This window comes from Gluconacetobacter dulcium (genome assembly GCF_014174165.1).
GTDB lineage: Bacteria > Pseudomonadota > Alphaproteobacteria > Acetobacterales > Acetobacteraceae > Gluconacetobacter > Gluconacetobacter dulcium.
The window spans coordinates 88597-113791 of record NZ_JABEQN010000007.1 but is presented as its reverse complement, the minus strand read 5'-3'; the positions used below and the strand labels follow the sequence as shown (position 1 = coordinate 113791).

21 protein-coding genes and 3 tRNA genes are annotated in these 25195 nt (G+C 63.6%); all 24 read right to left on the bottom strand.

The window, feature by feature from the left end:
* Window positions 1–118 precede the first annotated feature (118 nt).
* The 24 genes from HLH25_RS07820 to HLH25_RS07705 all read right to left on the bottom strand — a co-directional run bounded on the left by HLH25_RS07820 (window position 119) and on the right by HLH25_RS07705 (window position 25108).
* On the bottom strand, window positions 119–1765 hold the full coding sequence (locus HLH25_RS07820) for a ribonuclease J (protein ID WP_182973515.1): 1647 nt from the start codon (window positions 1763–1765) through the stop codon (window positions 119–121).
* A gap of 266 nt (window positions 1766–2031) precedes the next feature.
* Window positions 2032–2814: a biotin--[acetyl-CoA-carboxylase] ligase gene (locus HLH25_RS07815; RefSeq protein ID WP_182973578.1), complete on the bottom strand. Its 783-nt coding sequence runs from the start codon at window positions 2812–2814 to the stop codon at window positions 2032–2034.
* Window positions 2814–4238 (bottom strand): NADH-quinone oxidoreductase subunit NuoN, encoded by a 1425-nt coding sequence (nuoN, locus tag HLH25_RS07810; RefSeq protein WP_182973514.1) that lies wholly within the window; start codon window positions 4236–4238, stop codon window positions 2814–2816. The genes HLH25_RS07815 and nuoN overlap by 1 nt, the downstream gene beginning before the upstream one ends.
* 23 nt (window positions 4239–4261) lie before the next feature.
* Window positions 4262–6202: an NADH-quinone oxidoreductase subunit L gene (nuoL, locus tag HLH25_RS07805; RefSeq protein WP_182973513.1), complete on the bottom strand. Its 1941-nt coding sequence runs from the start codon at window positions 6200–6202 to the stop codon at window positions 4262–4264.
* Window positions 6203–6209: 7 nt separating this feature from the next.
* Window positions 6210–6533, bottom strand: coding sequence for an NADH-quinone oxidoreductase subunit NuoK (gene nuoK, locus HLH25_RS07800; protein WP_012227311.1), 324 nt, complete (start codon window positions 6531–6533; stop codon window positions 6210–6212).
* Window positions 6530–7288 (bottom strand): NADH-quinone oxidoreductase subunit J, encoded by a 759-nt coding sequence (locus tag HLH25_RS07795; protein ID WP_182973512.1) that lies wholly within the window; start codon window positions 7286–7288, stop codon window positions 6530–6532. The genes nuoK and HLH25_RS07795 overlap by 4 nt, the downstream gene beginning before the upstream one ends.
* A gap of 60 nt (window positions 7289–7348) precedes the next feature.
* Window positions 7349–7837 carry an NADH-quinone oxidoreductase subunit NuoI gene (gene nuoI / locus HLH25_RS07790; protein ID WP_182973511.1) on the bottom strand — a complete coding sequence of 163 codons (489 nt, stop codon included), beginning with the start codon at window positions 7835–7837 and terminating at the stop codon, window positions 7349–7351.
* The gene (gene nuoH / locus HLH25_RS07785) at window positions 7837–8862 is read right to left on the bottom strand and encodes an NADH-quinone oxidoreductase subunit NuoH (RefSeq protein ID WP_182949730.1); all 1026 of its coding nucleotides are present in this window, start codon (window positions 8860–8862) and stop codon (window positions 7837–7839) included. The genes nuoI and nuoH overlap by 1 nt, the downstream gene beginning before the upstream one ends.
* 6 nt (window positions 8863–8868) lie before the next feature.
* The gene (gene nuoG / locus HLH25_RS07780) at window positions 8869–10935 is read right to left on the bottom strand and encodes an NADH-quinone oxidoreductase subunit NuoG (RefSeq protein ID WP_182973510.1); all 2067 of its coding nucleotides are present in this window, start codon (window positions 10933–10935) and stop codon (window positions 8869–8871) included.
* A gap of 5 nt (window positions 10936–10940) precedes the next feature.
* Window positions 10941–12266 carry an NADH-quinone oxidoreductase subunit NuoF gene (gene nuoF, locus HLH25_RS07775; RefSeq protein WP_182973509.1) on the bottom strand — a complete coding sequence of 442 codons (1326 nt, stop codon included), beginning with the start codon at window positions 12264–12266 and terminating at the stop codon, window positions 10941–10943.
* Between the two features lie 15 nt (window positions 12267–12281).
* Window positions 12282–12920 carry a complex I 24 kDa subunit family protein gene (locus HLH25_RS07770; RefSeq protein ID WP_182973508.1) on the bottom strand — a complete coding sequence of 213 codons (639 nt, stop codon included), beginning with the start codon at window positions 12918–12920 and terminating at the stop codon, window positions 12282–12284.
* A gap of 5 nt (window positions 12921–12925) precedes the next feature.
* The gene (locus HLH25_RS07765) at window positions 12926–14176 is read right to left on the bottom strand and encodes an NADH-quinone oxidoreductase subunit D (RefSeq protein ID WP_182973507.1); all 1251 of its coding nucleotides are present in this window, start codon (window positions 14174–14176) and stop codon (window positions 12926–12928) included.
* A 52-nt stretch (window positions 14177–14228) separates the two neighbouring features.
* On the bottom strand, window positions 14229–14867 hold the full coding sequence (locus HLH25_RS07760) for an NADH-quinone oxidoreductase subunit C (RefSeq protein ID WP_182973577.1): 639 nt from the start codon (window positions 14865–14867) through the stop codon (window positions 14229–14231).
* A gap of 19 nt (window positions 14868–14886) precedes the next feature.
* Entirely contained in the window at window positions 14887–15462 is a 576-nt protein-coding gene (locus tag HLH25_RS07755; RefSeq protein WP_114727213.1) for a NuoB/complex I 20 kDa subunit family protein, read from the bottom strand.
* 36 nt (window positions 15463–15498) lie between these two features.
* Entirely contained in the window at window positions 15499–15864 is a 366-nt protein-coding gene (locus HLH25_RS07750) for an NADH-quinone oxidoreductase subunit A (protein ID WP_114727214.1), read from the bottom strand.
* A 286-nt stretch (window positions 15865–16150) separates the two neighbouring features.
* A tRNA-Asp gene (locus HLH25_RS07745) sits at window positions 16151–16227 on the bottom strand.
* Window positions 16228–16339: 112 nt separating this feature from the next.
* Window positions 16340–16414: transfer RNA gene (locus tag HLH25_RS07740), tRNA-Val, on the bottom strand.
* Between the two features lie 75 nt (window positions 16415–16489).
* Window positions 16490–16774: an HU family DNA-binding protein gene (locus HLH25_RS07735; protein ID WP_114727215.1), complete on the bottom strand. Its 285-nt coding sequence runs from the start codon at window positions 16772–16774 to the stop codon at window positions 16490–16492.
* A gap of 171 nt (window positions 16775–16945) precedes the next feature.
* Window positions 16946–19345, bottom strand: coding sequence for an endopeptidase La (gene lon, locus HLH25_RS07730; RefSeq protein WP_246401624.1), 2400 nt, complete (start codon window positions 19343–19345; stop codon window positions 16946–16948).
* Between the two features lie 338 nt (window positions 19346–19683).
* Window positions 19684–20943: an ATP-dependent Clp protease ATP-binding subunit ClpX gene (gene clpX, locus HLH25_RS07725; protein ID WP_114727217.1), complete on the bottom strand. Its 1260-nt coding sequence runs from the start codon at window positions 20941–20943 to the stop codon at window positions 19684–19686.
* A 210-nt stretch (window positions 20944–21153) separates the two neighbouring features.
* Window positions 21154–21792 carry an ATP-dependent Clp protease proteolytic subunit gene (locus tag HLH25_RS07720; protein ID WP_114727218.1) on the bottom strand — a complete coding sequence of 213 codons (639 nt, stop codon included), beginning with the start codon at window positions 21790–21792 and terminating at the stop codon, window positions 21154–21156.
* 199 nt (window positions 21793–21991) lie between these two features.
* On the bottom strand, window positions 21992–23329 hold the full coding sequence (gene tig, locus HLH25_RS07715) for a trigger factor (RefSeq protein WP_182973505.1): 1338 nt from the start codon (window positions 23327–23329) through the stop codon (window positions 21992–21994).
* Between the two features lie 147 nt (window positions 23330–23476).
* Window positions 23477–23561: transfer RNA gene (locus tag HLH25_RS07710), tRNA-Leu, on the bottom strand.
* A gap of 29 nt (window positions 23562–23590) precedes the next feature.
* Window positions 23591–25108 carry an NAD(P)H-hydrate dehydratase gene (locus tag HLH25_RS07705; RefSeq protein WP_182973504.1) on the bottom strand — a complete coding sequence of 506 codons (1518 nt, stop codon included), beginning with the start codon at window positions 25106–25108 and terminating at the stop codon, window positions 23591–23593.
* Window positions 25109–25195: the final 87 nt, after the last annotated feature.

The window sequence follows — 25195 nt, the reverse complement described above, 5'->3', positions numbered from 1 at the left end:
CGCGATGACCCGGATCCGAAACCTCTGCGCGTTCAGATCCCTGGCCATAACCGATCAACCGACAATGCAACGGCCGTCCGATCTCTGAAATTCGCAGGCGAATTTCAGAGGCACGGTATCAGACCCGCAGGAGATGGACGTCGACCAGCGGCCGCTTCTGCAATTTCCGCCCGAGCGCCCGGCGCAACGCCGTCTTCGCCGCCTCGCGGAAGGTATTGTCGTCCCGGCGCAACTCGTCGGGGATCTCGTCCAGCGCGTTGCCGAACTCTTCCGTCAGGCGGGCGGTCTCCGAGTCCTCGGGGTCCAGCAGTCCGGGCGCGCTCACCTTCGGGTCGCCGATCAGATAACCTTCATCATCCACCGCGAAGCTGCCCATCACGATGCCGTTGAACAGCATGCGCCGACGCGCCGCCAGCACACCGCCATTCATCGGCAGCAGCCGGCCGCCATCCAGCACGAGCCGGCCGGTCGGCGCGGTGTCCACGACCTCGACCGTACCCGGCGCGAGGTTCAGGATGTCGCCATCCTCCAGCAGGATCGGCAGCACCCCCTTCTCGCGCGCGATCGCGGCATTGGCCGTCAGATGGCGCCACTCGCCATGCACCGGCACAGCAAAGCGCGGCCGCACCAGATCGAACAACCGCCGCACATCGCCGCCCGTTGCATGACCGGACACATGCACCAGATGGTCGCGGTCGGTCAGCACCCGTACCCCGCGACGGGTCAGATTGTCCTGGACCTGCATGACCGCCTGCTCGTTCCCGGGGATCATACGGCTGCTGTAGATGACCGTATCCCCCTGCCCCAGCGAGATGTTGGGGTGGCTGTCGCTGGCGATGCGCGAGAGGGCCGAACGCGGCTCGCCCTGGCTGCCGGTGATGATCATCACCACTTCATCGTCCGGCAGCGAATTGGCTTCCTGCTCGGAGAGGAAGGGCGGCACATCGGCCAGATAGCCGCATTCCCGCGCCGACACGTCCAGATTACGCAGCGAACGACCAACGATCACCACCGACCGTCCGGCCGCCTGCGCCGCCTTGGCGATGGTCTCGATACGGGCCACGTTGCTGGCGAAACAGGTCACGGCGATGCGCCCGCTCAGCGAGGCGATCAGGTCGGTCATGCTCCGCCGCACGTCGGATTCCGACGCCGACGGTCCCTGCGTCATCACATTGGTGCTGTCGCAGACCATGGCCAGGACGCCCTCGTCGCCCAGAGCCTCGAACGCCGCTACGTCGGTGGGCGGCCCCACCATCGGCTGAGGGTCGAACTTCCAGTCGCCGGTATGCACCACGATGCCATGCGGCGTGCGCAGCACCACTGCCTGGGCCTCAGGCACTGAATGCGTCACCGGGATAAAGCGCAGGTCGAACGGCCCGACATTGAACCCGCCACCGGGAGCGATGACGTGGATCTTCACCTGCTGGGTCAGATGCGCCTCGCCCAGCTTGCGGCGCAGCACCGAAGCGGCAAAGGGCGTGGCATAGACCGGGCAGCCCAGACGCGGCCACAGATGGGCAACCGCCCCCAGATGGTCTTCATGCGCGTGGGTAATGACCAGACCCGCCAGATCCGCCTTGCGATCGACGATAAAGACCGGGTCCGGCATCAGGATCTCGGCCTCGGGCGTGTCGTTGCCGGAAAAGCCGATGCCGCAATCGATGGCAAGCCAGGTGGACCCCAGCCGGTAGAGATTCAGATTCATGCCGATCTCGCCCGTTCCGCCCAGAGGCAGAAAGGCCAGACCATCATTGGTGTCGTTCATAACCTATCCTTTTGTACCAACACGAATCATGACGGGAAAACAGCCCGTTCATGAGAGTATGCATATCGGGATGGCCCGCGCGGCCCGCGAGGGGCCTGCCGGCGTCTCTCCCTTTGTGGACAGCGATTCTGTCCATCAGACTCCCACGCCCCCTTCGGGGCAATCCCACCGTATCCGGCCGCATGGCCCTTCCGATCGGAGCCTGGAACACCCGTTCCCGCTCGACGATCATCGGCCCCATACGACCCTAAAACCCTGACCGGCCGTCAGGTTCCCGCCCGCCCGGACACCCCGGCAGCGTCACGGTCCAACAGCAGGATCTCGCCGGTCGAAATCCGTTTCAGCCCATCGGCACAGCCCAGCAGGAGCATCCCCTGCTCGTCCAGACCCACAAACGAACCTTCTACCTGCCCGCTTTCGTCGCGCACTACAAGTCTCGTGCCAATCGGGTGGGCTCGCTCCAGCCATGCCGCGCGCAGCGAACCGAACCCGTCAGAGCGCCACACCGCCTGCCAGCGATCCAGTTCAACACAGATCGCGCGGGCTACGGTCTCAGGGGCCGGCACGGTTCCATAATCGGCGACGCAGGCAAGAGTCCGCCCGGCAATCGAAGGCGCGGCCCGCAGATTGGCCCCGAACCCGATGACCAGCCACCGCCCCGCGGCATCGCTCCCGCTCTCGATCAGGATGCCGGCGGTCTTGCATCCGCCCAGCAGCAGATCGTTGGGCCATTTCAGCCGCAACTGCGCGGGATCGTGAACCGTGGGCAGGATCGCCCCATGGAAGGCCAGTCCGGCCACGAACGGCCAGAGTCCAATCGCACCTTCAGCCTCGACGGGGCGCAGCAGAACCGAGAAGGCCAGATTCCCGCCTGGGTCCTGCCAGTCGCGGCCCCGACTTCCCCGCCCACTGGTCTGGCGTCGGGCCATGATCGCCAGCCCAGCCTCGGCCCCGAGACTGGCCTGCTCGACGCAGCGATCGGACGTAGACCCCAGTTCGTCATGAATCTCGAGGCGCCAGGCTGTCGCTCCCGGCACCGGCCGCGCCATCACCTGAACAGAGCCTGAGCCGCGGCCTGGGCCGCCGTCGAAACCGGGCCCAGCACCACCAGGAATCCTACGGTCGCAACCCCCATCCCGACGGAGACGAAGGACAGCGACAGGGGCCGCCGGTCAAGCGGCGCCGCCGCCTCATCGAAGAACATCACCATGATGATACGCACATAATAATAGGCACCAATCACGCTGCTGACGACACCGACCGCCGCCAGCCCGAACAGGTGAGCATTGATCGCGGCATAAAACACCATCAACTTGCCGAAGAAACCGGCCAGCGGCGGCGCCCCCGCCATGCTGAACATGAAGATCGCCATCGCGGTGGCCAGCCCCGGATCAGTGCGGCCCAGCCCGGCCAGATCGGCAATCCCCGTCACCGCCCGCCCCTTGCGACGCATGGCGATAATCACGGCGAACGCACCGACATTCATGAGCAGATAGGTCGTCAGATAAACCAGCGTCCCGCGCATGCCCTCTTCGGTACCGGCCGACAGCCCCATCAGCGCGTAGCCCATATGGCCGATCGAGGAATAGGCCATCAGCCGCTTGATATCGGTCTGCGGAATGGCGGCCAGCGACCCGAACAACATGGAGACGATCGCAATGGCTTCGACCAGCATCTGCCATTGCGGCGCGACATGACCGAACGGCCCGGCCATCACCCGCAGCAGCAGCGCAAAGGCCGCGATCTTCGGCGCACCGGCCATGAACGCCGTCACCGGGGTCGGCGCGCCCTGATAGACATCAGGCGTCCACATATGGAACGGCACCGCCGACAGCTTGAAGGTCAGCCCCGCCAGCATGAACACGATACCGATCATCAGCCCCAGCGGCACGGCGGACGTCGCGCTGAGCGCGGTCTGGATGGCGCCATATTCCATGGTACCGGCAAAGCCATAAACCAGCGCCGATCCATAGAGCAGCAGCCCCGAGGCCAGCGAACCAAGCACGAAATATTTCAGCCCTGCCTCGGCGCCCCGCACATCGTCCCGCGCAAAAGCGCAGAGGATGTAGATGGCCAGCGACGACAGTTCCAGCCCGATGAACAGCGTCATCAGATTACCCGACGACGCCATCATCATCGTGCCGAGGGTCGAAAACAGCAGCAGGACCGGGAACTCGAATCGTTCCACCTTCAGCGCCCGCGCATAGCCGACCGTCAGCATCATGGCCGCCGCCCCGCCGGCCAGGCTGAGGATCTTCATGAAACGGGCAAAGCTGTCATTGACGAAGATGTGGTTGTAGCCGACCCCGTCCGGCGACATCACGACCAGGAACGCGGTCAGGACGAAGGCGCCGATCGTCAGCATGGAACAGGAAAGAAAGGGCTGCCCCTTCTTCTGCACCACCCCGAAGACGAGGATCGCGAGGCCACACAGCGCCAGGACGATTTCCGGCAGAGCAAGTGTCCAGTTCATCGGTTCAAACCCGTTCCCGGAGATCAATGGAAGACCAGCAGGGTGGAGACGAGCACCACCAGGCCGATCAGCATCGTGAAGGCATAGATCGCGATCGAACCGGTCTGGGTCCGCACCGCCTGGGCAGCGGTTCCGGCCGTCATCCGGGCCAGACCCTGCGGGATCCCCTCGATCACCCCTTCGTCCGCGCCCTTCCACAACAGGTTGGCCAGCGCACGGTACGGCCGGACGAACAGATGGTCATACAGTTCGTCGAAATACCATTTGTTCAGCAGGAACAGATAGATCGGCCGCAGGCTGGTCGCGAACGACGCCGGAATGGTCGGGCTGGCGACATAGCAGAGATAAGCGACCAGAATCCCCAGCACACCGGCAAAGGTCGGCACCAGCGCGATCAGTTCCGGCGTCTGTTCCAGCGTCGCGATGACGGTGTTGCCCGGCGCATTCACGATCGCCCCGCTCCAGAACGCGGCCTGTCCCTCGCCGACATAGTACGGCGCCAGCAGCAGCCCGGCCAGCACGGCACCCACGCCCAGCAGAACCAGCGGCAGCGTCATCCAGACCGGGCTCTCATGCGCGCCCTCATGCAGGTGCGCATCGCGCGGCGTGCCATGAAAGACCAGAAAGATCAGACGCCAGCTATAGAGCGCGGTAATGAAGGCCGTAACGCAGCCCAGCGTCCAGCCATAGAAGCCGAGACCGCTATGGGCCATCCATGTGGCCTCCAGAATCGCGTCCTTCGACCAGTATCCGGCAAAGGGAAAGATGCCGGCAAGCGCCAGGCTGCCCAGCCACATTGCGCCATAGGTCAGCGGAATCTTCTTCCACAGCCCCCCCATGCGGAACATGTTCTGCTCGTCATGAACGGCATGGATCACCGAGCCGGCACCCAGGAAGAGTAGCGCCTTGAAGAACGCATGCGTCGTCAGATGGAACATCGACGCTTGGTAAGCCCCGGCCCCGACCGCCATGAACATGTAGCCAAGCTGCGAACAGGTCGAATAGGCGATGGTGCGCTTGATATCCGGCTGCACCAGCCCCACCGTGGCGGCAAAGAAACAGGTCGTCGCGCCGATGAACAGGATGAACGCCTTGGTATCAGGCGCGAATTCCACCAACGGCGACATCCGCGCCATCAGGAACACGCCGGCGGTCACCATGGTCGCGGCATGGATCAGCGCGGAGACCGGCGTCGGGCCTTCCATCGCATCCGGCAGCCAGGTGTGCAGGAAAAGCTGCGCCGACTTGCCCATCGCACCGATAAACAGCAGCAGACAGATCGTTTCGTAGATCCGATGCGTGCCGAACAGCATGTAGGTGTCGTCGCCATGCGCCGGCACCAGCGCAAAGATATTGTCGTAGGTCACCGAGCCGAATTCGACGAACAGCAACGCGATCCCGACCATGAAGAACAGGTCGGCGACGCGATTGACCACGAAGGCCTTGATCGCGGCGGCACAGGCGCTGGGCCGATCATACCAGTAGCCGATCAGCAGATAGCTGGCCAAACCAACGCCTTCCCAGCCGAAGAAAAGCTGGATCAGGTCGTTCGACGTCACCAGCATCAGCATCGCGAAGGTAAAGAGCGAGAGATACGAGAAGAACCGATAGGTCGGGGTCGTCTCATGCCCCATGTAACCAATGCTGTAGATATGTACGAGGGCCGAAACCGCCGTGACCATGACGACCATCGACAGCGACAGCGTGTCCAGCCGCAGCGTCCAGGCAGCGTGGAAGCTCCCGGCGCGGATCCAGTCCGCCAGTTGCACCACGACCGGCATGCCGCCGACATGCATCGCGGTGAACAGCGCCCCGCTGCCGCACAGGGCCGCGATCACCATGACGGACGTGGTCAGCGCCTTGGCTGCCCCATCGCCCATGATCCGCCCGAACAGGCCCGCCACAATACAGGAAAACAGAGGCCCAAGGACCGCGATCTCAAAAAGGGTAGATGCCGTTTGCATGGCCCGCTCAGCCCTTCATCATGGTGATGTCTTCGACCTCGATCGACCCGCGATTGCGGAAATAGACCGTTACGATCGCCAACCCGATGGCGGATTCGGCCGCCGCGATGGTCAGGACAAACAGGGTAAAGACCTGCCCGGAAAGGTCGCCGAGTGCCGAGGAAAACGCGACGAAATTCAAATTCGCCGACAGCAGGATCAGTTCGATCGACATCAGGATGATGATGACGTTCTTCCGGTTCAGGAAAATGCCGAACACACCCAGAACCAGCAGGATGGCACTGACCGTCAGATAAGGCCCGATACCGATGCTTCCCAGTCCGCCGGTCATTGCGCCAGCCCTCCATGGTTGTCGGCACCGTGCTTCGGGGCCTCATCGACCGGCTTGCCCTGAGGCACGGGCTCGGCCGTCACCCCGTACGATCCGGGCACCGACGCGATGTAGTAGGATTGTTCCGGCCGGCGGAAACCACCATTGGCGGCCACGCCCTGCCCCAGAGGCACGGTCATCATGGCAAGCGTATCCGCCACCGTGCGTTCGTGCTGCCGATCGATGTTCTGCCGACGCCCCATCGGCCGCTCGCGCAGCGTCAGCACGATCGCGCCGATCATCGCCACCAGCAGCACCAGACCGCAGGATTCGAACAGGAAGACGTAATGCGTATACAGCACGTCACCCAGCGCCGCGGTATTGGTCCGTCCCGGCGCCGCCACCACATGCGGCACGGAACCGATATCCTGCGCGACCTGCCAGTGGCTGAAAGCCAGCGCCAGTTCCGCCAGCAGCACCAGCCCCACCGCCGCCCCGAAGGGTGCATAACGCTGCAATCCCTCGCGCATCTGCGCGAAGCGGACATCGAGCATCATCACGACGAACAGGAACAGCACCGCAACGGCGCCGACATAGACGATGACCAGGATCATCGCGAGGAATTCGGCCCCCGCGACCAGAAACAGACCCGCGGCATTGAAAAAGGCCAGGATCAGGAACAGCACGGAGTGAACGGGATTACGCGCGCTGACCACCATGCCGGCCGACAGGACCAGTACCGTCGCGAACACGTAGAAGACGATTTGGGTCATCATCGCTGACCTTCCTGCCGCATGGCTCTTTTCTCCCGCTGCCTCACTGGCTCGGCCTCTCCCTCAACGATAGGGCGCATCGAGTTCCAGCCGCCGTGCCAGGACACTTTCCCAGCGGTCGCCGTTGGCGAGCAGCTTGTCCTTGTTGTACATGAGTTCCTCGCGCGTCTCGGTCGCGAACTCGTAATTCGGCCCCTCGACGATCGCATCGACCGGGCAGGCTTCCTCGCAGAGGCCGCAATAGATGCATTTCGTCATGTCGATGTCGTAGCGCGTCGTGCGCCGCGACCCGTCATCGCGCGGTTCGGATTCGATCGTGATCGCCTCCGCCGGGCAGGTCGCCTCGCACAGCTTGCAGGCGATGCAGCGTTCCTCGCCGTTCGGATAGCGACGCAGGGCATGTTCCCCACGGAAACGCGGTGAGAGCGGCCCCTTTTCGAAGGGATAATTGATCGTCACCTTGGGCTTGAAGAAGGCCCGCAGCGTCGCGCCCAAGCCGGCCACCAGTTCGGCCAGCAGAAAGGAACGGATCGTTCGATCAAGAGTACCCATCAGCTCGCTCCTCCCTGGGGCAGCAGCCCGGTTGCCAGCAGGAAGCCGGCCGTCAGCACCATCCACACCAGCGAGAGCGGAAGGAACACTTTCCAGCCCAGGCGCATAAGCTGGTCATAGCGGTAGCGCGGAAACGTCGCGCGCACCCAGATAAAGACGAACAGGCAGAACAGGATTTTCGCGATCAGCCACAGCGGCCCCGGTATCCAGGTAAAGGGCGCGATCCCGATCGGCGGCAGCCAGCCACCGAGGAACAGGATGCTGACCATCCCCGACATCAGGAACATGTTGGCATATTCGCCCAGGAAGAAGAGGCCGAAGGCCAACGCCGAATATTCGACGAAAAAGCCCGCCACCAGTTCACTCTCGCCCTCGGGCAGATCGAACGGCGCGCGATTGGTTTCCGCCAGCGCCGAGATGAAGAAGATGATGAACATCGGGAACATCGGCAGGCAGAACCAGACATGGCGCTGCGCCAGCACGATGTCGTTCAGGTTCAGGCTACCCACCGCCAGCAGCACCGACACGATCACCAGGCCGATCGACACCTCATACGACACCATCTGCGCCGCGGCACGGAGGCCGCCGAGAAAGGCATATTTCGAGTTCGACGCCCAACCCGCGATCAGCACGCCATAGACCCCCAGCGAAGAGATCGCGAGCAGATACAACACCCCGACATTGATATTGGCGATTGCCCAGCCATCATTGGTGGGAATGACCGCCCAGGCCGTCATGGCCAGCGAAAAGGTCAGGAACGGCGCGAACAGGAACAGAAACCGGTTGGCCCCGGACGGGATCACGGTCTCCTTGGTGATCATCTTGATCGCGTCGGCGAAGGCTTGAAGCACGCCGAAGGGGCCATTGACGTTCGGCCCCTTGCGAAGCTGCATCGCCGCCATGACCTTGCGCTCGGCCAGGGTCAGATAAGCCACGCCCAGCAGAAGCGGCACCAGAACGGCCAGGGCTTCGAGAACCGTCAGGATCACCTGACCGATCATTGTGTGCAGAAAGAAATGCGCCACGTCGCCTTACTCCGCCGCCACGGTCCGGGGATGGACATAGATCCGCGAACATTCGCCCATCGTCGGGCTCGCCCGGCAGATCGGGTCCGTCTGATAATAATCGTCGAAGACCGGGCGGAACGGCGCCGGCGACACCGCACCGCCTCCCGCTGGCCCCGGCAGCGCGGACACGTCCACCGCATCCAGACCGCCGATCACCCGGAAGACCGGATTGACCGTCGCCAACCGCTCGCGCAGCACCTCCACGGTGTCATAGGGTAGCGTATGGCCCACGACCTCGGAGAACGCCCGCAGGATGCGCCAGTCCTCGCGCGCGTCGCCGGGCGGCATGACCGCCCGAAACGACCGCTGGACCCGCCCCTCGGTATTCACATAAGTGCCCGATTTCTCCGCATAGGTCGCGCCCGGCAGGATCACATCCGCCCGCGCCGCCGCCGCATCGCCATGATGGCCCTGATAGATGACGAACGTCTGCGGCCCGATCTGCGCGGTATGGAACTCGTCCGCCCCCAGCAGCCACAGGACGTCGACACCGCCACTCATCATCCCGGCGGCGCTGCGTCCCCCTTTTCCCGGCACCAGCCCCAGATCCAGCCCGGCGACCCGACTGGCCGCGCGATGCAGGATATTGAAGCCGTTCCACCCCGCCGCGATCGCCCCGGCCTCGACGGCCAGCGCCCAGGTCGAAGCCAGGATCGCCCGCGCATCGGGCCGCGTCAGCGCACCGTGCCCGACGATGATCATCGGTTTTTTCGCCGCCTTCAGCGTCTCGGCGAAAGGATGCGTACCATCCCGCAGCGCGGCCATTACGTCCGGCCCCTCGCCCAGCACCTCCGCCTTGTAGGTCGGGTCAGCCGTCGGCGCACCGATCAACCCGATCGGGAACCCACCACGGCCCGCCGACAGGAAACGCTTGCGGATACGCGCATTCAGCACCGGCGCTTCCTGGCGCGGAATCGCGCCCACGATCAGCAGCGCGTCGGCATCCTCGATCCCGGCAATGGTGGTGCCGAAGGTATAATAAGCCCGATGCGACATATCATACTCCGCACCATCCTGACGACAGTCGACATTGGGCGAACCCAGCGCCGTCATCAGGTCCTTCAGCGCCAGAAGGCTCTCGGCATCGCACAGATCGCCGGCGATGGCCCCGATCCGATCCCCTGGCACACCGTCCAGCCGGCGACCGATGGCCACGAACGCATCCTGCCACGAAACCGCCTGCAACTTGCCATGGACCCGCACCCAGGGCCGGTCCAGACGACGATGCTTCAGCCCATCGACCGAGAATCGCCCCTTGTCAGCCAGCCATTCCTCGTTCACCGCATCATTGACGCGCGGCACGGCCCGCAGCACGGCACTGCCGCGCACATGCAGGCTGATATTGGCGCCCACCGCGTCGCTGACGTCGATCGAGTCCGTCCGCTTCAACTCCCACGGCCGGGCGGTGAAGGCATAGGGCTTCGAGGTCAGGGCACCCACAGGGCAGATGTCGATCAGATTGCCCGACAGTTCCGAAGTCAGCGCCTTCTCGACATAATTGGTGACTTCCATGGTCTCGCCACGCGAAACCGCACCCAATTCAGGCACACCCGCGATCTCTGTCGCGAACCGGATGCAGCGCGTGCACTGAATGCAGCGCGTCATCACCGTCTTGACCAGCGGACCGAGATATTTGTCCTTCACCGCGCGCTTGGCTTCCTGATAGCGCGAGTGATCGGCGCCATAGCCGAACGCCTGGTCCTGCAGGTCGCATTCGCCGCCCTGGTCGCAAATCGGGCAGTCCAGCGGATGGTTGATCAGCAGGAATTCCATCACCGCCCGCCGCGCCTTGCGCACGATCTCGGTGTCGGTCAGGATTTCCATCCCCTCCGCCACCGGAAAACCGCAGGACGCCACCGGCTTGGGCGCCCGCACCACCTGCACCAGGCACATGCGGCAATTGCCCGCGACCGACAGACGCTCATGGAAACAGAAGCGCGGAATTTCCTTGCCGGCCGCCTCGCACGCCTGCAACGCGCTGGACCCGTTGGGAACATCGACGACGATTCCGTCGACGGTTACTTTCACCATCGCCCTTACTCCGCCGCCACGGGAATACCCAGCGGCACCTGCGTGATCCGCCCACCGCCATGAGCCGCCTTGTAGGCGGTAATCCGCTCTTCCATCACCGGACGGAAATGCCGGATCAGGCCCTGGATCGGCCACGCTGCGGCATCGCCCAGGGCGCAGATCGTGTGGCCCTCGACCTGGCGCGTCACCTGTTCGAGCATGTCGATTTCCTCGATTTCCGCCCGTCCCTCGACCATCCGGTTCATGACCCGCATCATCCAGCCGGTGCCTTCGCGGCACGGCGTGCACTGGCCGCAGCTCTCATGCTTGAAGAATTGCGAGAACCGGGCGATCGCCTTGATGATGTCGGTCGATTTGTCCATCACGATCATGCAGGCGGTGCCCAGGCCCGAACGCTCGGCGCGCAGGCTGTCATAATCCATCAGCACCGTTTCGCAGATCGACGCCGGCAGCAGCGGCACCGAACATCCGCCGGGGATCACCGCCAGCAGATTGTCCCAGCCGCCGCGCACGCCGCCGCCATGCTTCTCGATGATCTCCTTCAGCGGCACGCCGAGTTCTTCCTCGAACACGCAAGGCGTATTCACATGGCCCGAAATGGCCATCAGCTTGGTGCCCGCATTGTTCGGCCGCCCCAGCGCCGAGAACCACGCGCCCCCGCGCCGCAGGATGGTGGACGACACCGCGATGCTCTCGACATTGTTGACCGTCGTCGGACAGCCATACAGCCCCATCGCCGCCGGAAAGGGCGGCTTCATGCGCGGTTGCCCCTTCTTGCCTTCCAGGCTTTCCAGCAGCGCGGTTTCCTCGCCGCAGATATAGGCGCCGGCACCGCGATGGATGTAAAAATCGAAATCCCATCCCGATCCGGCGGCATTCCTGCCGATCAACCCGGCCGCATAGGCTTCGTCGATCGCGATCTGGAGATGGCGCGCCTCATTGAAGAACTCGCCACGGATATAAATATAGGCGGCATGCGCACCCATCGCGAAGGAGGCGATCAGCGCGCTTTCAATCAGCTTGTGCGGCTCATGCCGCAGGATCTCGCGATCCTTGCAGGTTCCCGGCTCGGACTCGTCGCCATTGATGACCAGGTAATGCGGGCGCCCGTCCGAATTCTTGGGCATGAACGACCATTTGACACCGGTCGGAAACCCAGCCCCGCCGCGACCACGCAGGCCAGAGCCCTTCATCTCGTTGATGATGGCATCCCGGCCACGCGCCAGGATCTCAGCAGTGCCGTCCCAGTCGCCGCGCTGGCGCGCGCCTGCCAGCCGCCAGTCGTTCTGACCATACAGGTTGGTGAAGATCCGGTCTTTATCCTGAAGCATCGCCGTCTCTCCCGCTCAGCCCTGTTCCGCCGGACTATCCGCCAGCGTCTTGCGTCCACCGGCCGGCGCCGAGTTCAACCGGTCGATCGTCGGCCCCGGCGTCGGCCGCTCGCCGCGACGCAACGCCTCGATCAGTTCGATCGTGCGCGGTCCGTCCATATCCTCGTAGAAATCGTCATCAATCTGCAGGATCGGCGCATTGGCGCAGGCCCCCAGGCACTCCACCTCGGTCAGAGTAAACAGCCCGTCGGCACTCGACTGGCCGAAACCGTCAATGCCGGTCGCCTTCTTGCAAGCCGCGACCACATCGTCCGACCCACGCAGCCAGCAGGAGGTCGTGGTGCAGACCTGAAGATGATACCGCCCGATCGGCTTGGTATTGAACATCAGGTAGAAGGTCGCCACTTCGTAGACACGGATCGGCGCGACATCCAGCCGGCGCGCAACCTCGTCCATCGCCACGCGCGGCACCCAGGCGCTCCCGGTCTGCCGCCCCATCTGCTTCTGCACGACATACAGAAGCGGGAGCGTGCCGCTGGCCTTACGCTCGGGCGGATATTTGGCCAGGATCGCCGCGATCTGCTCTTCGCTTTCAGCATCGAAGGCGAAGCTGTCGGGTTGTTCGATCTGATCGATGGGGGAATGAGCGGACATCTCTGTCACCTGTCTATCTCGCCGAACACCAGATCGAGCGACCCGATGATCGCGACCGCGTCGGCCAGCATATGGCGGCGCGACATCTCGTCGATCGCCTGGAGATGGGCAAAGCCCGTGGGCCGGATCTTGCACCGGTAGGGGCGATTGCTGCCGTCCGCGACCAGATAGACCCCGAATTCGCCCTTGGGGCTCTCGACCGCCGTATAGGTCGCACCCGGCGGCACATGATACCCTTCGGTGAACAGCTTGAAATGATGGATCAAGGCTTCCATCGACCGCTTCATCTCCCGGCGCGGCGGCGGGGTGATCTTGTGGTCCTGGATCCTGACCGGCCCCGGCTTGATCTGCGCCAGACACTGCTCGACGATCTTCACGCTCTCGCGCATCTCCGCCACACGCACCAGATAGCGATCGTAGCAATCGCCCTGGCGCGTGACGGGGATATTGAACGTCACCTTGTCATAATTGTCATACGGCTGCGCGCGGCGCAGATCCCACGGCACGCCCGAAGCCCGCAGACAAGGACCACTGAAGCCCCAGGCCAACGCCTGCTCGGTGGTGAACACGCCGATCCCGACCGTCCGCTGCTTCCAGATCCGGTTATTGGTCAGCAGCGTTTCCAGATCGTCGATCCAGCGCGGGAACTGCCGCGCCCATTCCGCGATCCGCTCCTCCAGGCCCGCCGGCAGGTCGCGTGCCACGCCACCCGGACGGAAATAATTGGCATGAAAGCGCGCGCCAGACGCGGCCTCGTAGAATTCGATCAGCTTCTCGCGCTCTTCATATCCCCACAGCGCCGGGGTCAGCGCACCGCAATCCAGCCCGAACGAGGTCAGATTCAGGATATGGTTCAGGATGCGCGTCATTTCCGCGAACATCACGCGAATCCATTTCGCGCGGTCGGGAATGTCGATCCCCAGCAGCTTTTCCGTCGCCAGCGCGAATGCCTGTTCCTCGCACATCGGCGAAACGTAATCGAGCCGATCGAAATACGGCAGCGCCTTGGGATAGGTCTTGTATTCGATCAGCTTCTCGGTGCCACGATGCAGCAATCCGATATGCGGAATGGCGCGCGCAACGACCTCACCTTCCATCTCCAGCACCAGACGCAGCACACCATGGGCCGACGGATGCTGCGGGCCGAAATTCAGGGCGTGGGAATCGATCTCCACTGTCCGGATCTGTGCCTCGGCGGCCGCGTCCGCGGACATCAGCTCTTCCGGGATATCCTCGTGAAGGACAATCTCGCTCATCGTCCGCTCTCCCTCACCGTGCGCACCCTCGCCATCTGCCTGAACGGTCCCGTCATCGCGGCAACTTCAGTCCCTGGCGGGATTCATGGGCCTTCTCATCACCCGGCAGGGTCAGGATACCCTCCCACGGCGATTCAAAATCGAAATTGCGGAAATCCTGCGTCAGCTTCACCGGTTCGTAGACCACCTGACGGCGATCCTCGTCGTACCGCATCTCGACATAGCCCGTCAGCGGGAAGTCCTTGCGCAGCGGATGCCCCTCGAACCCGTAATCGGTCAGAATGCGCCGCAGATCCGGCTGCCCCGAAAACAGGACCCCATACATGTCGTAGCACTCGCGCTCCCACCACGTAGCGCACGGCCACAGATGATGGACCGACGCCACCGGATTGGCCTCATCCGTCGTCACAATAACACGAATCCGGTGATTATGCGTCACCGACAACAGATTATAGACGACCTCAAATCGTTCCGCCCGAGCGGGATAGTCGACGCCACACAGATCCATCAGTTGCTCGCAGGCATAGCGCGGATCATCGCGCAGGAGACCCATCAACGCGAGCAAGCGGTCCCGGCCGGTCCGCACAACCAGTTCGCCCTCCTCAATCGCGGCCGAATGGATACCGGGCACGCCCGTCGACAGCGCGAAAGCCAGCGACCCCAGCGCACCACGCGCCAGAGACACCTTCATCGTCAGTTCGGTGCCCGGTTCAGCCACGGAGAATCGTCCCTGTCCTGCGGATTTTCTTCTGGAGCTGCAGGATGCCGTAAATCAACGCCTCCGCCGTCGGCGGGCAACCGGGAACATACACGTCCACCGGCACGATCCGGTCGCATCCGCGCACCACGGAATAGGAATAGTGATAATAACCGCCGCCATTGGCGCAGGACCCCATCGAGATCACCCAGCGCGGCTCGGCCATCTGGTCGTAAACGCGGCGCAGGGCGGGCGCCATCTTGTTGGTCAGGGTCCCGGCCACGATCATCACGTCGGACTGGCGCGGCGACCCGCGCGGAATGATGCCCATCCGGTCCAGGTCATAGCGCGGCATGTAGGCGTGGATCATTTCCACCGCACAGCACGCCAGCCCGAAAGACATCGGCCACAGGCTACCGGTACGGCCCCAATTGACCAGCTTGTCGAGGTTGGCGACGACGAACCCCTTCTCGGTGATCTCGCCGGTAATACCCTTGATGACGGCATCCTGCTCCGGCCCCGGAGGCAGCATGTCCCGATTCCAGGCTATCGCGCCCTGCCCATCACTTGTCGCATCAGCGGTACTCATGCCTCGTCTCCTCCCCTCGCTCGATCCTAGCGCCGGTCAATCCCAGTCCAGGGCACCTTTGCACCATTCATAGATGAACCCCACCGTCAGAATGCCCAGGAATCCCATCATCGACAGAAAGCCGAACAGGCCGATCCGCGACAGACTGACCGCCCAAGGGAAAAGAAAGGCGACTTCAAGGTCGAAAATGATGAACAGGATCGCCACCAGATAGAACCGGACATCGAAACGATGCCGCGCATCGTCGAATGCCTCGAACCCGCATTCGTAAGCCGACACCTTTTCGGCATAGGGCTTCTGATGACCGAAGAGCAGGGAGCTTCCCAGCATCGCGCCGGCAATCACGACCGCCAGGACACCAAAAATCAGAACTGGAAAATAATCCGCAAGAACGGACGTCATGGCGCGTCTCCCTGACTGGTGGCCCGCTTGCTGCAGGCGTCATGACGAACAGGGCGTCGTCATGGTCAGGAGGTTAGACCCATCGCCCGGACGCGACCAGACCACCACCCGCCAACAGGGGATGAACATTCCCGTGATGATGAATACGCTACGCGGATATGCGCGTTAGGGACAACTTGTCCGTCCTCGCACCAAAATATTGGGGAACGGAACAGATCCAATTATTGGAAAAATGCATCTTTAACAGGTTCAACGCAGTCGATCATTATTAAACATGAAACGACTATGGCGCGAGTGACGGGGCTCGAACCCGCGACCTCCGGCGTGACAGGCCGGCGCTCTAACCAACTGAGCTACACCCGCGAAGGCGTGAGGCGGTGTTTAACCATGCCGCCGGGAAGCGTCAACCGGAGATGATCATTTTGTCCGGCATCCCGACGAGACAGGACAGGTAAGCCGGCACCGAGCCGGCAGATGGTGGGCGATGACGGGATCGAACCGCCGACCCTCTCGGTGTAAACGAGACGCTCTACCGCTGAGCTAATCGCCCATCAGACAAAGGCCGCCCATCAGGGACAGCCAGGGCAGGCGGACGAACCACCTGCCCGGTCGTATCAGCGCGTGATCAGTTCACGGCTTCCTTCAGGTTCTTGCCCGGCTTGAAACGAACCGAGGTCGAAGCCGCGATGTCCATTTCCATACCCGTGCGGGGATTACGCCCCTTGGCCGCCTTGCGGGTGGCCGTCACGAAGGTCCCGAAGCCCACCAGGCGGACTTCCTGCTTCTTCGCCAGGGCTTTCTCGATCGCGTTCAACACGGCGTCGACCACTTCGCCGGCCTTCGCCTTCGGCAGATCCGCATCATCGGCCACAGCGGCGACGAGTTCCTGCTTGTTAAGTGGCTTCTCCATTTTACGCCTTTCTTTCTCTGTGCATGCGTCAGAACCGAGTTCTCGCCAACGCCGCATTGGCCCGCACTATGCAGCCGTTTTTTGCCGCGTCAACCGAGCACACCGCCCGGATCAGCCGAAAATCCGGCCAAACCGGGGGGCTGGTGCCATTTTGACACAATCAATAGGGTCTCAATGCGGCAGGGACGCGGCAGCCATTCCCGCAGCAGGGGCCGGTTTGGCAACCGCGTCTTCCGACTCCTGGCTCCATTCGATCGGCTCGGGCCGCCGCACCAGGGCCTGACCGATCACGTCATCGACATGGGAAACAGGGATGACGCGCAGTCCCTTCTTCACCGTCTCGGGAATATCGACCAGATCCTTTTCGTTATCCTTGGGGATGAAAACGGTCTTGATTCCCGCCCGATGGGCGGCCAGCAGCTTCTCCTTCAGCCCGCCGATCGCCAGCACGCGGCCACGTAGCGTAATCTCGCCCGTCATCGCCACGTCACGCCGCACGGGAATGCCCGTCAGCACGCTGACCAGCGACGTCGCCATCGCAATACCGGCCGACGGCCCATCCTTCGGAGTCGCGCCCTCGGGCACATGAACGTGCAGGTCGCGCTTCTCGAACAGGGTCGGCTTGATGCCGAAGGTCACCGCGCGACTACGGACATAAGACAGCGCCGCCGCGACACTTTCCTGCATCACGTCGCCCAGCTTGCCAGTGTGCTTGATCACACCCTTGCCCGGCACCATCACGCTCTCGATGGTCAGGATCTCGCCGCCGACCTCGGTCCAGGCCAGGCCGGTCACCACGCCAACCATGTCCTCTGCCTCGGTCTCGCCATAGCGGAACCGCTTCACGCCGGCATATTTTTCAAGGTTCTTGCGCGTGATCGCCACTTTTTTGGTCTTGCCGGTCACGATTTCGCGCACGGCCTTGCGGGCCAGCGTCGCAATCTCACGCTCCAGATTCCGCACCCCGGCCTCACGGGTGTAACTGCGCACCAGCTCGCGCAACGCATCATCGCTGACCGACCATTCGTCCGGCTTCAGGCTGTGGGCCTCACCCTGCTTGCTCAGCAGATGGCGCTTGGCGATTTCGACCTTCTCGTCCTCGGTGTAGCCGGACAGGCGAATGATCTCCATGCGATCCAGCAGCGGCTGGGGCATGTTCAGGCTGTTCGCGGTGGTGACGAACATCACATCCGACAGGTCGTAATCGACCTCCAGGTAATGATCGGCGAACGTGCTGTTCTGCTCCGGATCCAGGACCTCCAGCAGAGCCGAAGACGGATCGCCGCGCCAGTCGGCACCCAGCTTATCAATTTCATCCAGCAGGAACAGGGGGTTGGAAGATTTCGCCTTCTTCATCCCCTGGATGATCTTGCCAGGCATCGAACCGATATAGGTCCGCCGGTGACCACGAATCTCAGCTTCGTCGCGCACCCCGCCCAGGGACATGCGCACGTAATGGCGCCCCGTCGCCTTGGCGATCGACCGCGCCAGCGACGTCTTGCCCACGCCAGGCGGCCCGACCAGACAGAGAATCGGTCCCTTGACCTTCTGCGACCGGCTCTGGACCGCCAGATATTCCAGAATCCGCTCCTTGACCTTCTCAAGACCATAATGATCGGTATCAAGCACCTTCTCGGCTTCGGCCAGATCACCGCGCACCTTCGACCGCTTCTTCCACGGCAGGCTCAGAATCCAATCCAGATAATTGCGGACGACCGTCGATTCGGCCGACATCGGGCTCATCGCCCGCAATTTCTTCAACTCGCCCAATGCCTTGTCGCGCGCCTCCTTGGGCAGGCGGGCCTTGGCGATCTTCTCCTCGAGCTCGGCCGTTTCGTCGCGGCCTTCCTCCCCCTCACCCAGCTCCTTCTGGATCGCCTTCAACTGCTCGTTCAGGTAGTACTCGCGCTGCGTCTTCTCCATCTGCCGCTTGACGCGGTTGCGGATGCGCTTTTCCACCTGCAGGACGCCGATCTCGGCCTCCATATGCGCGAACACCCGCTCCAGCCGGGCATTGACGCCAGGGATTTCCAGAATCTCCTGCTTCTCGGCGATCTTCAGATTCAGATGGCTGGCGATGGTGTCGGCCAGCTTCGACAGGTCTTCGATCTGGTTCAGCGAAACCAGCACTTCGGGCGCGATCTTCTTGTTCAGCTTGATATATTGCTCGAACTGCGAGACCACGGTGCGCCCCAGCGCCTCGCCCTCGTTATCGGCAGCCGGCTCCTCGGCAACGGCCGAAATCTCAGCCTCGAAATGCCCGTCGATGTCATGCAGCGCGGTAATCCGCGCCCGACGCACGCCCTCGACCAGCACCTTCACCGTGCCGTCGGGCAGCTTCAGCAGTTGCAGGATCGTCGACACCGTGCCGTAGCGATAGATATCGTCTGCCGACGGATCGTCCTGCGAGGCGTTCTTCTGCGCGACCAGCAGGATCTGCTTGTCATGCTTGGTGACCGCCTCCAGCGCCCGAACCGATTTCTCGCGTCCGACGAACAACGGCACAATCATGTGCGGAAAGACGACGATATCGCGCAGCGGCAGCACCGCCATCGTCTCGGAATCGGACATGCCAACCTCATCCCCAGCGGAGTCGGAGACTGAAACAGGCACGGCCAGATCGTGGCTCTCGACGGGGGCGGGTTCTCCGCTCTCGGGACGATCAGAATCGGATCGGTTGGGTTTGGGCATATCGTGTGACCTCCTGAAGGACGATCGCGGGCGGGCGCCCAATCGCGGCACGCACCGCCCGGTGTCTCGCTGACGCGATGACGGATAACATCATGTCGTCATTCGGGGCCGCCACGGCAAGGCCCCGGACGACGGGAAGAAACCGGGACCGCCCGCATGGGGCTCACCCCCGACGCGGGGCGGAAATCCCGGAGAAAAACGCGAGCGATAACAACCAATCAGGCCGACTGCTCCGCAGGCTTTTCCTTGCCATAGACATAGACCGGGCTGGTCTTGTTCTCGGCGACCTCCTTGTTGATCACCACCTCTTCCACGTTCTCCAGCCCAGGCAGATCGAACATGGTGGACAGCAGAATGCTCTCCATGATCGCACGCAGGCCGCGCGCGCCGGTGCGCCGTGCGATCGCCCGCAATGCCACCTGCTTCAGCGCATCCTCGGTGAAGGTCAGCTTGACCCCTTCCATCTGGAACAGGCGGGCGTACTGCTTCACCAGCGCGTTCTTCGGCTTGGTCAGAATCTCGATCAGCGCCGCCTCGTCGAGGTCCTCCAGCGTCGCCACCACCGGCAGACGGCCGATGAATTCGGGAATCAGCCCGAATTTCAGCAGATCCTCAGGCTCGACATCGCGCAGGATCGCCCCCGTACGCCGCTCGTCGGGCGACTGGACATCCGCGCCGAAGCCGATCCCCGAGCCCTTGCCACGCGCGCCGATGATCTTGTCCAGCCCGGCGAACGCCCCGCCGCAGATGAACAGCATGTTGGTGGTGTCCACCTGCAGGAATTCCTGCTGCGGGTGCTTGCGCCCACCCTGGGGCGGCACCGAGGCCACCGTCCCTTCCATGATCTTCAGCAGTGCCTGCTGCACGCCCTCGCCGCTGACATCGCGCGTGATCGACGGATTGTCGGACTTGCGCGAAATCTTGTCGATCTCATCAATATAGACAATGCCGCGCTGTGCCCGCTCGACATTATAATCGGCAGCCTGAAGCAGCTTGAGAATGATGTTCTCGACATCCTCGCCCACATAGCCCGCTTCGGTCAGCGTCGTCGCATCGGCCATGGTGAACGGCACGTCGAGAATCCGCGCCAGCGTCTGGGCCAGCAGCGTCTTGCCCGATCCGGTCGGCCCGACCAGCAGGATGTTCGACTTCGCGATCTCGACGTCGTTGTTCTTCTGGCTATGGGCCAGGCGCTTGTAATGGTTATGGACCGCGACCGACAGCACCTTCTTCGCATGGAACTGCCCGATCACGTAATCGTCCAGAACCTTGCAGATCTCCTTGGGAGTCGGCACGCCATCGCGCGACTTCACCAGATGCGTCTTGTGCTCCTCACGGATGATATCCATGCAGAGTTCGACGCATTCGTCACAGATGAAGACAGTCGGACCAGCGATCAGCTTCCGGACCTCATGCTGCGACTTGCCGCAGAACGAGCAATATAATGTGTTCTTGGAATCGCTGGACTTGTTATTCATAACCGCTCCTCCCCCCGGAATGCCAAGCCGCGTCGTGCCCGAGCCGGGGTCGAAAATCTTGACTCAGGACAGGGCTTCCATCAAGCCCACCCAAGCCGGCGGGTTGCGCCGAAGATAGACAAAGCGCACCCACCCCTTATGCCCGAAACCTGATTCCAAAGCGTTTCAGGTCACGGGCATTAAAATAAATCAATATTTTAAAGCCCAGCCTCAACTTTTGGCGGCAACCGTCGATGCATGGTTGCGCACAACCTCATCCACGATGCCAAAGGCCAGCGCCTCGTCGGCCGACATATAACTGTCGCGCTCCAGCTTGCGCTCAATGTCCTCAAGCGACTGGCCGGTATGGGTTTCATAGATCTCGTTCAGGCGCTGGCGAATCGTCAGGATCTCACGCGCCTGAATTTCGATGTCGCTGGCCTGCCCCTGCGCACCGCCCGAAGGCTGATGTACCATGACCCGCGCGTTCGGCAGGGCGAAACGCCGCCCCTTCTCGCCACCCGCCAGCAGCAGCGACCCCATCGAGGCCGCCTGACCGATGCACACCGTGCTCACGGGGCTACGGATGTACTGCATGGTGTCGTAGATCGCCAGACCAGCCGACACCACGCCACCCGGACTGTTGATATAGAACGAGATCTCCTTGGTCGGATTCACGCTCTCCAGATACAGAAGCTGCGCCGACACCAGGGCAGACACCTGATCATAGACCGGCCCGGTCAGGAAGATGATTCGTTCCTGCAACAGGCGGGAATAGATGTCGAAAGCCCGCTCCCCGCGAGAGGTCTGTTCGACCACCATGGGCACTAGGGCGTTGCTGAAGATCTCCACGGGATCCCGATCCCTCATAGTCTCATTCCCGTTCTGAAGACGCGAAGACCCGACTCACCACCCCCGAAGAACGCCGGGGCGTCCGTCGGGGAGGGTGGCCGGGTCATTCCCCGGTTACCTCCAACAAGATAGAGATAAACCGGCCAGATACCACCCCACCGCCATCATTTCGCGGCGATAAAAGCGATGGGGTGCCGATGGCGGAAGTCCGAACCGATCAGAGATCGGCGGGCGGGATCTCGGCCAGTTCCTCGGGCGTCACGTCCTTGTCGGTCACGGTGGCCAGCTCGATCACATAATCGACGACCTTGTTCTCGAAGATCGGGCCACGCAGACTCTCGGCTGCCTGCGGGTTCTTGCGGAAGAAGTCGAACACCGCCTGCTCCTGCCCCTGATAGCGCATGGCCTCGGCCCGAATCGCCTGAAGCATCTCGTCCTGCGAAACCGTGATGGCATTGGCACGGCCGATCTCGGCCAGCAGCAGGCCCAGCTTCACCCGGCGCTCGGCGATCTTGCGGTAATCGGCCCGCAGGGTCTCTTCGTCCTTGCCCTGGTCTTCCTCGTCAAGCTGCCCTTCCTTGCGGTCGGCCTCGACGCGCTGCCAGATCTGGGCGAACTCGGCCTCGACCATGCCCAGCGGAGCCTCGAAGTCGGTCTTTTCCGCCAGGGCATCCAGCAGTTCGCGCTTGATACGCAGGCGCGAAAGCTGTTCGTATTCCTGCTCGACCTGCTTCGTGATCAGCTCGCGAACCTGCTCCAGGCCCTCGAAACCCATCTTCTTGGCCAGATCCTCGTCGATCTCGACATCGACCGGGCGCTTCAGCCCCTTGGCCTTGATGTCGAAGGTCGCTTCCTTGCCCGCCAGAGCCTCGGCCGAGTAATCAGCCGGGAACGTAACGGTGATCACCTTCTCCTCACCCGGCGACAGGCCTTCAAGCTGCTCGGCGAAACCGGGGATGAAGCCGGCACCGCCGATCTCCACATTGACATCGTCCGCCGTACCGCCCTCGAACGGCACGCCGTCCAGCTTACCCACGAAATCGACAACCACGACGTCGCCCACCGCAGCCGGACGAATCTCTTCGACCGTCACGAAATTGCGCTGGCGGCTCGCGATGTCCTTCAGGGCCTTGTCGACCGTCTCGGCATCCGCCGTCGCCTTCAGGCGGGTCAGCGTCAGGTCCGACAGGTCCGGCTGCGCGATCTCGGGCAGCACTTCCATCTCGATCTTGAATTCCAGGTCGGCCTTGCCGTCCGCCTCGGCGCCCGAAACCAGATCGACACGCGGCTGCATCGCGGGGCGCAGATTGCGCTCCTCCAGCAATGCACGGGTCGCGTCGCTGACGGCCTGCTCCAGCACTTCACCCTGCACGGCGGCGCCGTAGCGCTGCGTCACGAGGCTCAACGGCACCTTGCCGGGGCGGAAACCCGGCAGGTTCATGGACTGCCCCATTTCCTTCAGGCGAGCGGTCCGCTTGCTCTCCAGTTCGCCGGCGGGCACCGTGACGGTGTAACCGCGCTTCAGGCCGTCGGAAAGCGTTTCAGTAACCTGCATCTGCGAGGCCATCCTCTCGGTCAGAACTTCCAAAGAACGCACGAGCCCACCCCGGACGGCGGTATCCGCACGCAAAAACAACCGGCGCGAGCCACAGCCGCCTTCGCGCCCGCACCCCGTACCAATTCAATCAGTCTCTCGCCGGGCTGGTGCGGGCGGAGGGACTTGAACCCCCACGACTTGCGCCACCAGAACCTAAATCTGGCGTGTCTACCAATTTCACCACGCCCGCATCGGCGCCCGGTCTCCAAGCGCGCGGCTTTAGCGCACACCGCCTGATCCGGCAAGCCGACAATGGCGCGAGTCCGCGCCCCGAGGCGCAGCCTCCTCCAACCCCAGCGAGACGGCACGGGCCCGCGCCGCGCCCAGATGCCGGTCGAACTGCTCAGCCACCGGCCACGGGCCGGCACGCATGCCGGCCTCGCCATGGATCCACACGCCGGCGCAGGCCGCATCCCAGGGCTCCATCCCCGCCGCCAGCAGCGCGGCAATGATGCCGGTCAGCGTATCGCCCGAACCGGCCGTCGCCAGCGCCGCCGTGGCATGGTCGTTGATCGCCGCCCTGCCGTCAGGCGCCGCGATCACGGTGTCCGGCCCCTTCAGCACCACCACGGCCCCGATCCGCCGCGCGGCCGCGCGGGCCGCCTCCAGCCGCCCATTCACCGGCGCCCCGAACACCCGCGCGAATTCCCCTTCATGCGGCGTGATCACCCCAACCCCGACCAGCCGTTCCGGCTGCCCGGCCGCCCAGGCAAACGCTCCGGCATCGGCCAGCACCATCCGCCCGGCCTCCACCAGCGCCGGCAGCGCCCGGCCGACTTCCGCCTCCGTCAGGCCCGGCCCGCAGACCCACACCGTCCGGCGCCGATCCTCCAGCAGACCGGACAGATCGCCGTCATCCACGATCAACCCCGGCTCGGTCATTCTATACAGCCCCGCCGCCGAGCCCGCCGCCAGCCGCACCAGCCCCGCCCCCGCCATGCGCGCCGCCCCGGCCGCCAGCCGCGCCGCCCCCGGCATCGTGCTGCCCCCGCAGATGCTGACCACACCGCGCGCATATTTGTGACTATCCACCGTCTGGCCCGGCACCTGCCACAGTCCCGGCGCATTGCGCCATGTGCGCACGGACACCGCGTCCCACACCGTGTCGGGCATGCCGATATCGGCAACCACCAGCCGCCCCAGCCTCTCACGCCCCGGCAACAGCAGATGCCCCGGCTTGGCCCGCACAAAGGTCACGGTCATTTCCGCCGACGGCGCATAACCAAGGACGCGCCCCGTCGCCCCGTCGATGCCGCTAGGCATGTCCACCGCCACTATCCGCCGCGCGGCCGCCAGCACGGATGCCAGGTCCGGTTCGATCGCGCGGCTGAGCCCCGCACCGAACACCGCATCAATGACAAGGTCAGCGCGGATGACCTCGTCCGCCGTAAACGCCACACGCGGCCCCTGCCATTCAGCAGCCGCCGCGGCAGCGTCGCCACCTGCCCGAGGGGGCGCCAGAGCCGCCACGGCAACCGGCCAGCCGGCCTGCGCGAGACGCCGCGCCGCGACATAACCGTCCCCACCGTTATTGCCCGGACCGCAGAGCACCAGCACCCGGCACGGCGCGACATGGCGCATCACGGCGCGCGCCACGGCCCGGCCCGCATGCTCCATCAGATCGCGCACCGGCACGGTTCGACTACCCGCCCTGTCGATCAAGGCCATCTCCGCCGGGTCCGGCAACAGCAGCGCGGTCGCGGGCGGGCATTCGCTCTTGGATTGGGGCTGGCCCATCGGGCACTGTCCTCCGGTCAGGGGCGGGTTGTCGGGGGCATCCGCGCACCGCCGCCTTGCGCGCCGGGGCGGAATTGGCGATCAAGC